12 protein-coding genes are annotated in these 15,862 nt (G+C 45.3%); 6 read left to right on the top strand and 6 right to left on the bottom strand.

Annotated features, from left to right (window positions below):
- Nucleotides 1-15: 15 nt before the first annotated feature.
- The 6 genes from VME0621_RS02560 (at nucleotide 16) to VME0621_RS02535 (ending at nucleotide 10,846) form a co-directional block, all read left to right on the top strand.
- Nucleotides 16-1,503, top strand: coding sequence for an FGGY-family carbohydrate kinase (locus VME0621_RS02560; RefSeq protein WP_062459266.1), 1,488 nt, complete (start codon nucleotides 16-18; stop codon nucleotides 1,501-1,503).
- Between the two features lie 149 nt (nucleotides 1,504-1,652).
- On the top strand, nucleotides 1,653-2,810 hold the full coding sequence (locus tag VME0621_RS02555; RefSeq protein WP_006070487.1) for an iron-containing alcohol dehydrogenase: 1,158 nt from the start codon (nucleotides 1,653-1,655) through the stop codon (nucleotides 2,808-2,810).
- Nucleotides 2,811-2,860: 50 nt separating this feature from the next.
- On the top strand, nucleotides 2,861-4,384 hold the full coding sequence (locus VME0621_RS02550; protein ID WP_031494138.1) for a CoA-acylating methylmalonate-semialdehyde dehydrogenase: 1,524 nt from the start codon (nucleotides 2,861-2,863) through the stop codon (nucleotides 4,382-4,384).
- 183 nt (nucleotides 4,385-4,567) lie between these two features.
- Complete coding sequence (locus VME0621_RS02545) at nucleotides 4,568-9,580, top strand: NPCBM/NEW2 domain-containing protein (RefSeq protein ID WP_062459264.1); 5,013 nt, start codon at nucleotides 4,568-4,570, stop codon at nucleotides 9,578-9,580.
- 134 nt (nucleotides 9,581-9,714) lie between these two features.
- Complete coding sequence (locus tag VME0621_RS02540; protein ID WP_031494139.1) at nucleotides 9,715-10,500, top strand: IclR family transcriptional regulator; 786 nt, start codon at nucleotides 9,715-9,717, stop codon at nucleotides 10,498-10,500.
- A gap of 124 nt (nucleotides 10,501-10,624) precedes the next feature.
- Entirely contained in the window at nucleotides 10,625-10,846 is a 222-nt protein-coding gene (locus VME0621_RS02535) for a hypothetical protein (protein WP_006070483.1), read from the top strand.
- A gap of 61 nt (nucleotides 10,847-10,907) precedes the next feature.
- On the opposite strand, the gene VME0621_RS02530 is transcribed toward VME0621_RS02535, so the two are convergent.
- The 6 genes from VME0621_RS02530 to VME0621_RS02505 form a co-directional block, all read right to left on the bottom strand.
- On the bottom strand, nucleotides 10,908-11,414 hold the full coding sequence (locus VME0621_RS02530; RefSeq protein WP_031494140.1) for a GNAT family N-acetyltransferase: 507 nt from the start codon (nucleotides 11,412-11,414) through the stop codon (nucleotides 10,908-10,910).
- A gap of 56 nt (nucleotides 11,415-11,470) precedes the next feature.
- A complete protein-coding gene (rsgA, locus tag VME0621_RS02525; RefSeq protein ID WP_062459262.1) occupies nucleotides 11,471-12,505 on the bottom strand; it encodes a ribosome small subunit-dependent GTPase A in 1,035 nt (344 codons plus the stop codon).
- A complete protein-coding gene (locus VME0621_RS02520; protein ID WP_031495135.1) occupies nucleotides 12,492-12,902 on the bottom strand; it encodes an RNHCP domain-containing protein in 411 nt (136 codons plus the stop codon). Before VME0621_RS02520 ends, rsgA begins: the two co-directional genes overlap by 14 nt.
- A 129-nt stretch (nucleotides 12,903-13,031) precedes the next feature.
- Nucleotides 13,032-13,571 carry a TetR/AcrR family transcriptional regulator gene (locus tag VME0621_RS02515; RefSeq protein WP_031495133.1) on the bottom strand — a complete coding sequence of 180 codons (540 nt, stop codon included), beginning with the start codon at nucleotides 13,569-13,571 and terminating at the stop codon, nucleotides 13,032-13,034.
- Between the two features lie 281 nt (nucleotides 13,572-13,852).
- The gene (locus VME0621_RS02510) at nucleotides 13,853-14,914 is read right to left on the bottom strand and encodes a carbohydrate porin (protein WP_006070478.1); all 1,062 of its coding nucleotides are present in this window, start codon (nucleotides 14,912-14,914) and stop codon (nucleotides 13,853-13,855) included.
- Nucleotides 14,915-15,321: 407 nt separating this feature from the next.
- On the bottom strand, nucleotides 15,322-15,624 hold the full coding sequence (locus VME0621_RS02505; protein WP_062459259.1) for a helix-turn-helix transcriptional regulator: 303 nt from the start codon (nucleotides 15,622-15,624) through the stop codon (nucleotides 15,322-15,324).
- Between the last annotated feature and the right edge of the window lie 238 nt (nucleotides 15,625-15,862).

Here is a 15,862-nt window from a genome sequence, read left to right as displayed (position 1 = left end):
AAGCAAGGAGGGGATATGAAGTCATATGCGATAGGAATTGATTGTGGTAACACGGCGATAAAAGCGGCATTGTTCGATGAGCATGGCTGCGAGATAGGTGCTGTAGCCAATAATTATCCGACTCATATCCCTCAACCAGACCACACCGAAGCGGACTTAAACCAATGTTGGTCGCTATGCGCAGAGGTGATCGCTAAGTTGATTGAGCAAACCGGTGTGGACAGCAGTCAAATTATCGCGCTAGGAACCAGCGGTCATGGGAATGGGTTATATCTGCTTGATACTGAACTAAAGCCATTACTTGGTGTTAAGTCTCTGGATAATCGCGCTGCCAGCGAAGTCACCTTGCTACAGGCATCTAAGGGATTCACAGACCTCAAAAAGCGCAATCGGCAAGGCGTGTGGCCATCTCAAACAGCAGTGTTACTTACATGGCTACAGAAGCACCAACCAAAAACGTTTCAAAAAATCGGTCAGGTGCTGTTTTGCAAAGACTATGTGAACTACTGCCTTACAGGGCAGTGCGCGACAGAATGGGGAGATATCACTGCATCGGGTTTGTTCGATTTTGAAACTGACTCAGTGTCTCTTGCGCTTCTAAATCACTACCAGTTGGCAGACATTAGCACCAAGTTGCCGCCGATTTATGAAAGTAATCAAGTGATAGGAACAGTCACTGAAGACGCTGCACGTATAACAAAGCTTAAAGCGGGGACGCCTGTCATTGCGGGTCTGTTCGATGTAGTGGCATGCGCCTATGGTTCACAAGCCAGTGCGTTAGCTGATACCTCGGTCGTCGCTGGCACATGGAATATCAATCAGGTAGTGACTGATGAGCTGCCGCCTGAAGAGGTATTTATGGCGTGCAAATTTGCTGAGAATCGATACTTAGCCATAGAGTCCAGCACCTGCTCAGCATCCAATCTAGAGTGGCTGGTGGAGCGATTCTTCTCTGAGCGAAGAGAGCGTGAAGCAAGCGTTGGCAATAATATTTTCGAACAGTTTAATCGTCAATTGGAAGATGTCGAATTAATGCCAACGTTACCCATGTTCCATCCGTACCTCTACGGACCGACCGGGCAAGATAGCCAATCGGCCAATCTGTTTGGTTTGAAGGGTTGGCATCAGGACATTCACGTGGTCTACGCCTTTTATGAGGGTATTGTATTTGCCCACCTTGAGCATATCCAAAGACTGCGATCGGCAGGGTATGACGTGGATCGAATTGCCATTAGCGGTGGCGCTTCTCGAAGTGAATATTGGTGTCAGTTGTTTGCAGATATATTGGGCGTCACGGTGACGTCGACAAATTGTAACGAGGTCGGGGCAAAAGGCGTGGCGCAACTGGCGATGAGTTCCGTTACTGAAAGTCAGACTGAGCGACTAAGCCCTCAGCCGCAGCCCGATAAGCGTTATGTGCCTAATACTAAGCGCTCGGAGTTCTTTGCGACTCGATATAGTAAGTACTGTCTTCTGAGAGATGCATTACGTTCATTGGGTTGATTGAACCTTGATTATCTCAAGCGACAGGTCTAGCTAGTTAGCGACTAACAAGGATTTGCCACAGCAAAGTTGTGGGGGCTTGTTACGTCCTGAATAAATTAATTTAAATAATGATACGAATTGTATCGATATAAATTGTGGGGTGAATTATGAGTCAATCTATTGTTTTGCCAAAGCTTTTAGAGGTAGGCGAAGGCGCAACAGCGCGAGCGGGAGAGATAGCTATCCAACTGGGTTGTCGCCGAGTCATGATTGTATCTGACCCAGTGATGAAAACCTTAGGCCAGGTCGACCAGCTAAAGTCCTTCGTGAATCAAGCTGGTGTTGAGGCGGATGTTTTCACGGATACCGTTCCAGAACCAACAGAGGCGTCGATACTTCCAGCGGTCAATAAGGTGATTGATGGGCATTATGATGGCGTCATCGCGCTAGGCGGTGGCAGTGTGATTGATAGTGCTAAAGCGATTGCTTTGCTTGCGGAGCACCAAGGTCGAATTCGAGATTACAGTGTACCTAATATCGTGACTTCGCCAATTATGCCGTTGATTGCGATTCCAACGACGGCGGGAACGGGCTCGGAGGTCACCAAAGTGACCATTATTACCGACGAAACCAACGACGAAAAGCTGCTTTGTATGGGACCAGGTCTTATTCCATCAGCCGCCATCATTGATTTTACTTTAACAATGACGGCTCCGGAGCGCATCACAGCGGATACCGGAATTGATGCGTTAACTCACGCCATTGAAGCCTATGTCAGTGGAAAGTCGGGTCTATTTACTGATCAGCAAGCGCTATTGGCGATGAAACTTATCGCGCCAAATCTGCGTGAAGCCGTCAATAATCCCGACAATAAAGATGCCAAAGAGCAAATGATGCTCGGCGCGACGCTCGCAGGCATTGCGTTTTCTAACGCATCTGTTGCCTTGGTACATGGCATGAGCCGCCCAATTGGCGCGCACTTTCATGTGCCTCACGGTATGAGCAACGCCATGTTATTGCCGACGGTAACGGAATATTCGATTCCAGCGGCTAAAACTCGTTATGCCGAGTGTGCAAGAGCAATGGGAGTGGTTGATGTGAGTACTAATGACGACGATGCAGTCGCTGCACTACTGCTGGAACTTAAGCAGATCAATCAGGATTTAAGCGTGCCTTCCATGAGCGATTTTGGCATTGATAAACAGGCGTTTTGGTCAAATCTCGACATCATGTCTGAGCAAGCTCTGGCTTCTGGATCGCCTAACAACAATCCTCGAATTCCGAACAAAGAAGAAGTGATCGAGCTGTATAAAGCCGCTTGGTAGCGCCTGAATTTCCTCAATTAAGCCTCAGAATACTAAACAAGGATGAAAACATGATAAGTAGTTTTATTAATAATCAATATGTTGAAAGTCAGTCGGAACGACATTTGCCTGTCTATGACCCTGCTACAGGTGAAGTGCAGAACCAAGTTGGACTGTGCTCAAAACAGGAAGTAGAGCAGGCAATTACCATTGCACAGGCAGCGTTTGACTCTTGGGCTAAAACCACACCGCTTAATCGCGCCAGAGTGATGTTCAAGTTCAAAACTCTGTTAGAACAGAATCGTGATGAACTGGCGAATATCATCAGCCGTGAACATGGCAAGGTGTTTAGTGATGCATTAGGTGAGATAACTCGAGGGCTAGAGGTGGTCGAGTTTGCCTGCGGCATCCCACACCTGCAAAAAGGAGAGCATAGTCTAAATGTTGGGACTGGTGTCGATTCGCACTCGCAAATGATGCCACTTGGTGTGGTGGCCGGGATTTCACCATTTAACTTCCCAGTGATGGTTCCTATGTGGATGTTTCCCATTGCCATCGCAACGGGCAACACCTTTATCTTAAAACCGTCAGAGAAAAATCCCTCTGCGCCTCTGTTTATTGCTGACCTTCTGAAACAAGCGGGATTACCAGATGGTGTGTTTAATGTGGTTCAAGGGGATAAAGAAGCGGTAGATACGTTACTGCAAGACCCAAGAATTCAAGCTGTTAGCTTTGTCGGTTCAACGCCGATTGCGGAATACATCTATTCTGAGGGCGCAAAATACGGCAAGCGCGTTCAAGCCCTTGGTGGTGCGAAAAACCATATGGTGGTCATGCCGGATGCCGATATTGACGGTGCAGTGAATGCGCTGATGGGGGCAGCTTATGGTGCAGCTGGAGAGCGCTGCATGGCGATTTCGGTTGCCGTCGCTGTGGGTGATGAGACGGGCGATGCATTGGCTCGTCACCTTCAAGATAAGTTAGCCACGTTAAAAGTAGGACCCGGTTACGGTCAAGCGATTGAAAACGATATGGGACCTTTGATTACCAAAGAGCATAAGCAAAAAGTTTGCGGATACATTCAAAAGGGTCAGGAAGAGGGCGCGGCTTTACTTGTTGATGGTCGAGATCTAGAACTGGCTAAGTCCTGCGATGGCTTTTTCGTTGGTGGTACCTTGTTCGACCATGTGACCACCGACATGACTGTGTATCAAGAAGAAATATTCGGTCCAGTGCTTTGCATTGTTCGAGTCAAAACCTATCAAGAAGCCCTGCAAATCATAAACGACCATGAATATGGCAACGGCACGGCTATCTTTACTGCAGACGGTGATACTGCAAGAGATTTCTCTGCCAATGTTCAGATCGGTATGGTCGGAGTAAATGTGCCTATTCCAGTACCAATGGCATTCCACAGTTTTGGCGGTTGGAAGCGTTCACTGTTTGGCCCTTTGCATATGCACGGTCCTGACGGCGTTCGATTCTTTACTCGAATGAAAACCATCACCACACGTTGGCCCGAATCGGATGTGAAAGTCGGTTCAAAGGACAGCACACAGACTCAAGCCGAATTCGTCATGCCAACTATGAAATAACGCATTGACGTGAGGAGGTGTGCGGTAGGTTTGCTTAAATTTGGGCAGCGAGTCAACAAGATAAACTGTCTATTTTTTGGATTGATTGGGTAGGCGAGCCTGTCCTCTTCATGTTTTTTAAGTGCTCACTTTTCTATGAGAAGTGAGCTTTGTTTAGTGACCATAAAAAACAAGGAGAAGGCGATGAAAGCCAATCGCTTGATAAAGTCTCTTGAGACTTGGCGTCGCCCTGTTGTGAGCAGTGTATTAGCGGGACTATGCAGTACCTCGTTTATTGCCGCAGCAAATGCTGCACAAGGCCCTGGATTGGGTAACCTTACCTACGGATCATCAGAGGCGTATACTCATGTATCGAGTCCACTCGTTGACGATACCACTAATTTTCTTCCCCCCGACTATCCCGGCAGAAAACACTATGGCGTAAACGTCATGACCATGCTCAACGGCTATATGGTTGGCGTCTTTGCCCCTGATAGTGGCGGTGGGCCGGGAGGTTGGATCGCACTGGATGTCTCTAACCCCAAAGCCATGCAACTCGTTAAAACAGTATATGAACCGGATCTTGCCAATCTAAACCGTACTGGTGATGGGTTAAGAACAGCGGAGTTCAGAGAGCCGCACTCGTTTGGCTTGGGGGAGAATAACACCATTGCCATCCAAACGGGAAAGGGGATAGAAATCTGGGATTGGTCGGATGTGACTAATCCTGTGCGCTTGTCGAAATTGGCGATCTCTGGCGTGAACTTCGGTGATTACAACAACGTCTCTTGGCAGCTTTTTTGGCAAGCTCCTTATCTTTATATTGCTCGTGGCAATGCAGGGTTAACCATTGTTGATACCAGTGACATGAGTAACCCAACACTAGTGAAAACGGTGCCGAACTCGGAACTGGGCGGATTCAACATAGGACCACTCTTTGCGCTGGGTAACCGAATGTTCATTTCCAGCATGGAAGGGACGGCAGGTTTTTCCATGCTCAACATAGATGATCCGGTTAACCCAACTTTAGTTAAGACGGTTAATCGCCTACCAGAGAAGTACTATGCTTCATGTTGGGATGGCAAATATGCGTATTTCGGAGCGCGAAGCACCAATGACTATTTGCGTGTCTATGACACGACTACTAACCCGATGACGTTAGTTAATGAAAAACTGACTGGATTCGAAAATCTTTATTGTAACGTTCAAGACAACAAGTTGTTTCTGGGCAACCAAGACGATATTGCGGTATTAGATGTCAGTGATATCAACAATATACGTGAACTTGGGCGCAGCTCATTGAATGCCACAAGCAGCAACACTGACCATGGTCAGGTGTTCCCATTTGGTAACCTAGTTTGGGTTGGAAACGACCATGGTTCTGGCAGTGGTTTGATTGCACATCAAAGTATGCCGGACAATGTTCCTCCTTATATATCCGCCGCTAACCCAGCGATCGACGCGACACTGCAACCTTTATCGACCCGTATTGGTGTGGCGTTATCAGATAGCGTGTTGATGGAATCGGTCAATAGTAGCTCGTTTACTGTCACCAAAATCGGTAGTTCAACCCCGCTTCAAGGGGAGTACAGCACCAACCTCGGATTCATCCACTTTACTCCTTCCCAAGCACTAGAAGCGGACAGTATTTACGAAGTCGTACTGGAAGGAATTGAGGACTTTGCTGGTAACCCGATGGCTCGTACTGAATATCGCTTTGCGACGGGATCGCAAGTCGGCCACGATGTGAGCTTGTCAGCCAATGATAAAGTGACACTAGGTAGTAGTGTTAATGTGTCTGCTTCTACGACACCTTTGTTAGGGGGCAGTCTCGAGTATTCTTGGAACTTTGGCGATGGTAGTGGTTCGACACCGTTTTCGACCAGCGGAAACGCGAGTTATACCTACAATCAGCCTAACCATTGGTCTGCGGTGGTGACGATTAAAGAAACCACGGCTGATGGCGTATTTGAGAGTAGTAAGTCGGTACCCATCACAGTATATCGTCAACCAACAACGGTCTCGCCAACGGCGTCATCAACCATAGTGGAAGCCAATGGCCAGGTTGTTGTGGTTAACGAAGACAACGATACCGTCAGTGCTATCGAAAACACAGCTCCGTACGGCAAATTATGGGAAGCTGCGGTGGGTGAACAGCCGAGAACTCTAGCGGTAGCGCCTAATGGCAATTTATGGGTAGTTAATCAGGCAGATGCTAGTATCACTGTGCTGACAAATACTGGCCAGTTTGTGGATACGATTGTGCTGCCAAGAGCGTCTCAGCCATACGGCATCTCTTTCTCCCCAGATAGCACTAACGCTTTTGTGTCGCTGCAGGCAAGTGGTAAGTTGCTCAAGATCGACCCAAGCACCAAAGCTATCGTGGCAACAGTGGATGTTGGTCATAGCGCAAGAGGCATTGCGGTTGACAGTTCATCATCACAGGTTCTGGTGACACGCTTTGTTTCGCCTCAAACTAATGCGGAAGTTGTCGCGGTTGATGCATCCAGTATGACCATCGACCAGAGTTATCTTATCGCTAAAGATACGACAACAATAGATGGCCCAGATAGAAGCCGAGGCATTGCTAACTACCTTGGTTCCGTCGCAATTTCGCCGGATGGATATAGTGCTTGGCTGCCATCTAATAAAGCAAACGTTGATCGTGGTCCCTATTTAGAAGGTGATGAAACCAAAACGCTGACGTTTGAAACGACGATTCGAGCTGTGGTTAACCGACTCGATCTCAATTCGAAAACAGTGATGGATAATGCCTTAGATATTGATGATCGTGCACAGCCCAAAGCGGCCGTATTCAGCGATATAGGCGACCTAATTTTTATTGCGGTAGAAGGTCAAAATAGCATTGAGATTCGCAATACCTACAACTTAAACAGAGCTGGGGAGATTTTTGATACTGGCCTAGCACCAAGAGGGCTCGTACTATCAGGGTCGACATTATTTGTTCACAACTTTATGTCAAGAACGGTGTCTGTGCATGACGTCAATGCGTTTTTGACCGATCGAGGTGACATTCCAACCTTGGCACAAGTCTCTGTGGTGGCGAATGAAACACTGCATCCACGAGTGCTACGCGGCAAACAGATCTTCTACAACGCAGCCGATGCGAGAATGACCCAAGATGGCTACATATCTTGTGCCAGCTGCCACGCAGATGGCGATAGCGACCATAGGGTGTGGGACTTTACCGACCGTGGTGAAGGGTTAAGAAACACAATCTCGTTATTGGGTAAGACAGGCACAGGCAATGGTCGAGTGCATTGGACCGCGAATTTTGACGAGATACAGGATTTCGAAAACGATATTCGCTACGCGTTCGGTGGTCGTGGGTTTATGGTAGACGCCTTATTTAGCCTGTCAGAAAACCCATTAGGAACATCGAAATCAGGTAAAAGTGAAGACTTAGATAACCTCGCGTTTTACGTCAGTAGCTTAAATCAATTCCCTAAAAGTCCACACCGAGATTCTTCTGGCGCGTTAACAGCTGAAGCCTTAACGGGGCAGGCGCTGTTCACCTCGAAAGGGTGTGACACTTGTCATGCGGGAGTGTATTACACCGACATGCAAAGACACGATGTCGGTACCATTGATGCCTCTTCAGGGCAAGGCATCGGAGCTCCATTAGTAGGTACGGGTTTTGATACACCGAGTTTGATTGGTCTTTGGGGTAGCGCGCCATATTTCCATAACGGTCAAGCGGCAACGTTGGATGATGTGTTACAAATTGGCTCGCAGCATAGCGTGGCGGATAACTCAGAACGCGCTGCATTGGTGGCTTATCTAGAACAGATTGAATACGAAGGCCCCGATATAGTGGTGCCCGAGCCACCGCAAGCAACATCCTATACCTACCTAAGTGATCTTTCGGAAACCAGCGCAACCAATGGGTGGGGACCGATTGAAAAAGACACCAGTGTCGGTGAAAACGCTGCGGGTGATGGTCAAACGATATCCATTGGTGGCAGTGAATTTACCAAAGGACTCGGTGTTCATGCTCATTCAGAGGTGACGTACAGCCTGACGGGTGGCACTTACGATCAGTTTACTGCTTTCATCGGTGTTGATGATGAGACGGGCAGTTCAGGTTCCGTCGTGTTCGAGGTTTGGTTGGATGGCGTGATGGCTTATCAAAGTAGCGTATTACGAGGAAGTGATGTTGCCGAGTACGTGCAAGTGAACATTCCAAGTAGCGCGCAGGAGCTCAAGCTAGTAGTGAGTGATGCGGGCGACGGAGTCGGTAGTGACCATGGTTCTTGGGGAGACGCTAAGCTTCGCACACCAAGCGAAGGGGGCGGTGCCGCTGTTCCTGGGCTGTTTTATGGCACCGTTTCGGGCAATATTAATGAAACCGATGCTAACCCGAAAACATCCATAACAACCTCATTAAGCGAAACGGAAGATGCGATTGCTGGTAATACGACCGAGGTGTTTACCGGTTATATCTACGATGCCGACGGTCAGATTTCTTTCAGTGAAAACAATGATGACAAAACGCGTCTATGGATTGATGGACAGTTGGTGCTAAGTAGTGACCTCTGGAGTGATCGGGTCTCGACTGGCAACTTAAACTTATCTCCTGGTTGGCATCAGTTTGAGTTGAGGCTAAGTAATGGCAATGGTGGCAGCGGACCTCATACTGGATTGGCTTTTGCCTATGACCCAGACGGTGGCAGCAATTGGATTCATCCAGCCGATAACGGTTCGGGTAATCTATTTATGACTGAGGATCCAGGAAGCTCGTCCACACCGCCAGCGAGCGTTTATCTTAGTGACTTACAGGAAGACAGCTCGACCAATGGCTGGGGCCCTATCGAAAAAGATATGAGTAATGGCGAGCGAGAAGCGCAAGATGGCACCACCATTTCAATAGGCGGGCAAACCTTCGCCAAAGGATTGGGGGTACATGCGAACTCAACCATCACTTATACCATCTCTGCAGGTCAATACAGTCGCTTTACTGCGAGTGTTGGTGTTGATGACGAAGTGGGTAACTCTGGCTCGGTAGTATTCCAAGTAGAACTAGATGGCGTGTTGTACTATCAAAGTGCGACGTTGACCGGTTCAGATAACGCAGAATCCGTTTCTGTTGATATTCCAGTAGACGCTACGACCATCACACTTAAGGCGAATGATGCCGGAAATGGCAATGGTTATGACCACGCGAGTTGGGGGGATGCGAAACTATTGCAAAACTAGCTTGAACAGGGCTTGCTTCGGCAAGCCCTTTTAATATCTGTCACTTAGGCTTTGTACACGGTTGCACTTAATCAGTAAAAGCAATAGGCTATTCAAAGCATATCGAATACCGTATCAAGGATGAATGTAGCTCTATGACAAGCTCTAGTTCGGCAAATACTACTAAAGGTTCAACCCTAGACCGAGTACTACAAGTGCTCGCCATCGTGGCTCACAGCCGTGGCCAACTCAATAGAGAGTCTATTGCCGAACAACTGTCTATGCCAATTGCGTCTGCGAACAAACTGATCAACCAGCTTATCGTTTTAGGCCATCTCCAAGAAAATATCATTGGTCGCGTTATTGCGGGGCCGAACCTGCAGTCTTTATCTCATGATATTTTGAAGAACCAACGCTTTTCTGAACAAAGAACATCGGTGTTGCAACGCCTTGCTGACACGATTGGTGAAACGTGCGGAATTTCAGTGCCTAATGGTATTGAAATGATTTACTTTGAGCGTGTGAACTGCAACTGGCCACTGCAAATCAATTTGGCAGAGGGGAGTCCGGTCCCTATTGCAGCTTCCGCATCGGGTAAGCTTTATCTCGCTTCATTGGACACTTCAATTCGTGAAAACGTCGTACAACACATGGGGTTAACCGAATACACACCAAAGACCATAACTAATGATGGTCTGTTTCTTGAAGAGCTGAGCCGGATTGCTGAACAAGGATTTGGTGAAGACAATGAAGAATTTGTCGACGGTATGGTGGCGATATCGGTGCCTATTGGCTCCGATGCATTAAGTTTTGGCTATCTATTTTGCCATGCACCGAGCTTTCGTACCTCGTTGGATAAGCTGAAAACACATCTCCCAGAATTACGCTCAGCTGCGCAAGAAATTTTAGAGTTTACACTTGGCGAGCTAAAGACCGAGTAGTTTGATCTTTGCCAAAAATTACCGTACGGCATTAATCGTTAGTGAGAATTTGTGATTGGTTGAGATATTAATTTTCATCCGTCTCGAGTATGTTAATACTTCCAATCCAAGGGAGCATTAGGCTTTGAAAACCAGCAACGCAATGTACCAACCTCATATTCAGCAGCATTTAAAAGACACCACAAAGTTCATTAATGGGTATCTAAAATCAGGCAAAGGAGACTTGACAGCATCCTTGGATAGTCAGAACCAAATCAAGATTCGCAACTCTGAGGGAGCGGTCGTCAAAACCTATGACGGTGAGAAAATTGCGGAGAAAAAAGCGGGCGTTGATACCTACGTATAAGGAATAGGTCTAGCTTGAAAGCTAGACCTATTTGAGTGCTCTTGAAGTTCGAAGGCCTACTTTATACCTGTTCGCTTGGGTGTCCCCACATGCGCGGCTCAGCGTAAGGGCCTGTTATCGATGATGTGGACTCCCCAATACCTTGCAAAGCGTTCGGTGTCAGTTCACGTGCAAACCAGCATTCCAATGGCGCCTGTGTTCTCACCGGCGGTAGAACATTATGCGGTGTATTGTAGCGATTACCATAATGGAAGGGTTCTCCCATAACAAAGATAACGTCTGCATCCAATTCACTTTCGGCTTGTTCCATCAATCGTGTCGCATAGCCTTTCCCTTGATATTCCGGCAGTACAGCTAATGGTGCGAGCACATAACATTTGAGATGTGGTGCAGCATCAATGGTAATTGGCGTATAACATGCGTGAGCGACACCCTGATAAACGATAGAGTAACTTCCATCGAGAATTAAGTTATCGGCAAACTCAGCATAGAGCTTGGCATGTCTTTCATCATATAGTCCTCCTGCAGCAGCGAAGGCTTCATATTGAATTTGGTACGGCGTTTTCATTCGATTTACCTTATAAATTTCATGGTTGTCAGAGCACAAACCCAAGCGTTCACGGTTCACCTCATTGCTTGTCTGACGAGTTCTTTTCTACTTAAAGACGTTTTGATCAATTTGCTCATATCTTTGTCATATCGACGTTCTACATTCGAGTTTTTGTCATTTTTTCGTCTTTCTAAGAAAGCATGTTCCTGTTTTAAATTTAGGTAACTGTCATAACGTTCAGGGGTTATGTTACCTGCTTCAAGCTCTTTCTGAACTGCACAACCAGGTTCCCCCTCATGCTGGCAGTTTCTATATTTGCAATCTTGGGCAACAAGAGATATTTCCTCGAAAACTGAGTCTATATCGTTACCGTTTGCCCACGCTTGTACTTCCTTGAGACCAGATGTATCGACAATGAAACCGCCATTTTCTAACTCAAATAGGTAAGAGCTTGACGTGGTATGCCTGCCTCGCATGTCTTGCAAGCGAAGTCCATTAGTCTTCTGCGCTTGATATTGCAATAACGTATTGGTTAAGGTCGACTTACCCACACCAGATGGTCCAATGAAGACACCGACTTTACCGTTAGCTAGATATGTCATAACGTCGTTAATACCTGTGCCGTCTAGAGCACTGCAGGTAATTATGTCGATACCTAGCGCGATCGTTTCGGCTTGCATTTGCACTAGTTCAGCGTCTTCATTTAAATCCGACTTATTAAGTATGACTACAGGCGTTGCACCACTGTTCCAAGCAACGGTCAGAAGTCTTTCTAATAGACGGTCTGAGTAGTTTCGACCACCATCTAAGCCCATCACGATGAATGTGTAATCTACGTTTGCAGCGATAGTTTGTTGGACTGTCGCTTCACCTGAGGCTTTTCTGCTTACCAAACTTTTCCGTTTCTTGATGCTTTCGATCAATATAATATTGTTGTCATCTCTGGCTTCTATCCAATCGCCAACACAAGGATAGCCTTGCTTGTCTTGTATTAAATGGATAAAGCTACCCTTCAATTGGGCGGTTCTAATGCCGTCAGGGGTTTGTACTTTGTATCTATTGGCGTTTCTTTCAATTACTCGGTATGTCTGTAGGTTATTCGAGTACATATTCACTACCTTTGTTTATGCTCATTTGTTTCAGTTCAGACAAAATAGTTTTTGATGGGAATGGTAGAGACATCATCGGTTCTGCTGCCATTGTTACTAACAAAAATTCATTGTCGTCTGCTGCGATTCGGTTTGTTCTAATCGTGCTGCACTTACTACATTTGTGGACCAGAGACCATTCTCGATTCTTTTGAACATAAATACTGATCGGTTCCATAATGCCACGACAACTCGAACGTCTATCTCCCGCTTTAATATCCATGTGCACGCTGCTTAGGCAGTGAGGGCAGTGGTTACGATGTTGTCCACCGTATTGAATAGGTGTCACGCCTAAACCACATGATGCACAAAGGAATGATTCGTTAGGGTTAGCTCTTAAAGTTTTCGTTCTAGTCATAATGAATACCTCACACTAGTTAGTTTATTGGTGATACTGCTCCTTAAAAAGGAACTGACTGACCGTGCAGTCGGTTGTTGTGTTTAAAAAAATCACGCCATTAACTGTGCGTGATATTGAGTGAATCTATTAACAATATTTGTTGATGAATTCTTGTTTGATTTCTTCTATAGGGAAGTCAACATTCAACAAATAGTTCATTGCGATGCCGTCGATTTCAGCGATAAACATTCTTGTCACAACCGATGGATTTGGGTGCGACAGGGAACGAAACACCTCTTCGGTTGATGCCTGCAGACCTTGATATCTTTCTTCAATTAGATCTAAGACGATCTTACGCGTGGTCGGATGTACCATAACACTGAAGTTTAATTGATACATCTTTCGGTGCTGTTCGATCATCATTCCTTCAAATATCGAATCAATCATCGCCTCAAGTCTCCCTTCTGATGAAGCTAAATGCTCATCTTGTTGGTCAACTCCGTTGATGATGTCAGTCATATGGGTGAACACTGCTCTTAGTAGTTCGTTCTTATTTTTAAAGTGATGGAAAACTAAGCCTTTTGAGATTTCTGCATGCTCACAGATAGTTGAAATAGGCGTTTTTTCAAACCCATGCTCCGCAAATAGCTGCATGGCAACTTCAATGATCTTGTCTTTCTTGTCCATCACATTACTCACTTTGTTAACTGACCAGTCAGTCAGTCAGTGGGTGCGAATGTTAATTTCACTTTGAGTATGTGTCAAATATTATTTGGGATAATTTTTAGGTAGTAGATGGTAAGTTGGTATAGAAATATCTTAGCAACTCTACGTAAGCCTACTTAAAACAATGAGATACGGTAGGAGTTATGGAAGGAGGGGCTCCCTTGCAAGTGAGATTAAGTTTGCAAGGGAGCATCAGGACTTATCGAAAAGGCAGTTTCCTTATAAGTCTTGATTCTTTTTGTTTAGAAGTTGTACTGAAGACGTACACGAGCGCCGTATTCAGAGACATCGCCGCTTACTTTGTCAGCCTTTGCGGAGGTGTAATAAGCACCTGTAGACGCCGTCAATGAGTCAACTAAAAAGTCTTTGTGCTCATAACCAGCGTAGGTAGTGAATAGATTCACATCGCCAACGCTGCCATTTTTTACTTCGTTGTTGGCTGTTGTATAGAAAGCACCTAAGCCGAAACCATACGCTGCAATGTTAGTACCGAACGTGTGTAGTTTTGTGTCTACACGGGTACTGGTACCTTTCAAGAGAGGTTTAGATGTCTTGTATGCGTAACTCAGGTTTAAGCTTGCTAGGCCAAATTTAACATTAGCAGTTGTAGCTAAACCAAGTTCATCTTTGTCTTTAGACGCGTCGTCAAAACCTTTCTCAAGACCTGCTGAGATTGAGAACGATTTGCTTGGAGTCACTGTTAATACTGGACGTAACGCAACATTGCTGTTTTTATCTTTTTGATCAACGAAAACAACGTTGGTTTCAAATTTAATTAAATCATTACCAGCGTAAAGTAACGCTGCGCCATCAAAACGTCCGCGGTATTTGTTACCACGATAGTGACCTGCGAATAGTTCACCATCGACTAGACTGGCTGTATCAGCATCATCTACGAAAATATCAATTTGAAGAGGGGAGAGATCCAGAGCTTCGAAACGACCTAACTGAGCGCCCAGATAAGTGTTGCCAGTTTTCTTAAGGTCTAAGTAAGCGTCATCCATAGTGACGGTGCCGTCCGTTTTCAGTAACGGATTAACACGAGCTTTCATTTTATACCCGTTTTGCTCAACAATATAATCGGCAGTAAATGATAGACGCCCATTTGTATTAAGCGTTGTTTTGTCCGATTTTAGTTTTGTTGTCGAAGTCTTTAAGTCAACAGACTGTTTCGTAGCGTTCATATCAATACGCATATTGCCGCCAAGAGTTAATGTACCAGGGCCGGCTTTAATGTCTGCTGCCATTGTTCCAAATGACATAGTCGCACATGCAATACTCACTGCTAATATATTGAATTTCATAATTTACCTTTTTGTCCTTTCTTGTGTTTTTATTCAACGATGATTATTTTTATGTGAGAGATGTTTATTGACAAGTTGATAGTATTAATATTTAGACTTGAACAGTTAAATAGGGTTTTTAAGTTGGGAGGTTGTATTTGAATATAACTTCTTTGTCAGATGGGTTATTTGTAATGTCATTTTCTATGTTGATAATGTATTGGAATGTAATAAAAAATAGATAATATGATTAACGAGGGTGCTATATCGCGAGATGGTGAGAATCGAGGTATTTAATGAAAAGAGGTTGAGAATCTTATTAATAGAGATTTAATAATGAATTGACGACAATACTAAGCGTGATAGGAAACGATAGTAAGGCGATCATCTAAAAGGTGATCACCTTAAGCGTTAAAGCAAAACACAGGTTATTTGTTTTCTTGCCGATTTTCCAATACTTCGCTCAATGTGGCTTCAATCGACAAGCCGTCCTGTTTAACTTGCCATGCTTCATATTTTGCTTGTGCCTCAAGTATGCTGTCTATGTCCAGTGCGAAGAAGCAGCACAGTCTCATAGCTAGTTTAGGAGAGAGTCTCGTATTTCCGCATAAGACCATTGCAAGTCCACCATGACTTACACCGATGGACCGAGCCAACTCTCTTGTACTGAGGTTATGTTTTTCCTTTAATAAAGCAAAAACATCGACAGCAGATTTTGGTGGAAAGCTCATAAAGTAACCTTGGATTTATCTATATTTACTTGTTGGTTTAGCATTAAATAAACCAACATTGTTTCATTCTTTCTGATAGGTTTTAATGTAAAGCAATATTGGCTTACTTAGTTGTTTACCGCAGGTGTTGTATTTCAATTGACATTTTTATATGCAAGTACAAACCTAGGATAACAGTTATTGCATAGTGAAGAACCCAATCTTTTAGTACGCAGTATCGACTTTTGTTGCATATTAA

It is taken from the genome of Vibrio mediterranei (assembly GCF_900088415.1).
Lineage (GTDB): Bacteria > Pseudomonadota > Gammaproteobacteria > Enterobacterales > Vibrionaceae > Vibrio > Vibrio mediterranei.
The sequence above is the reverse complement of the archived record's forward strand: the minus strand, read 5'-3'. Positions and strand labels throughout refer to the sequence as shown.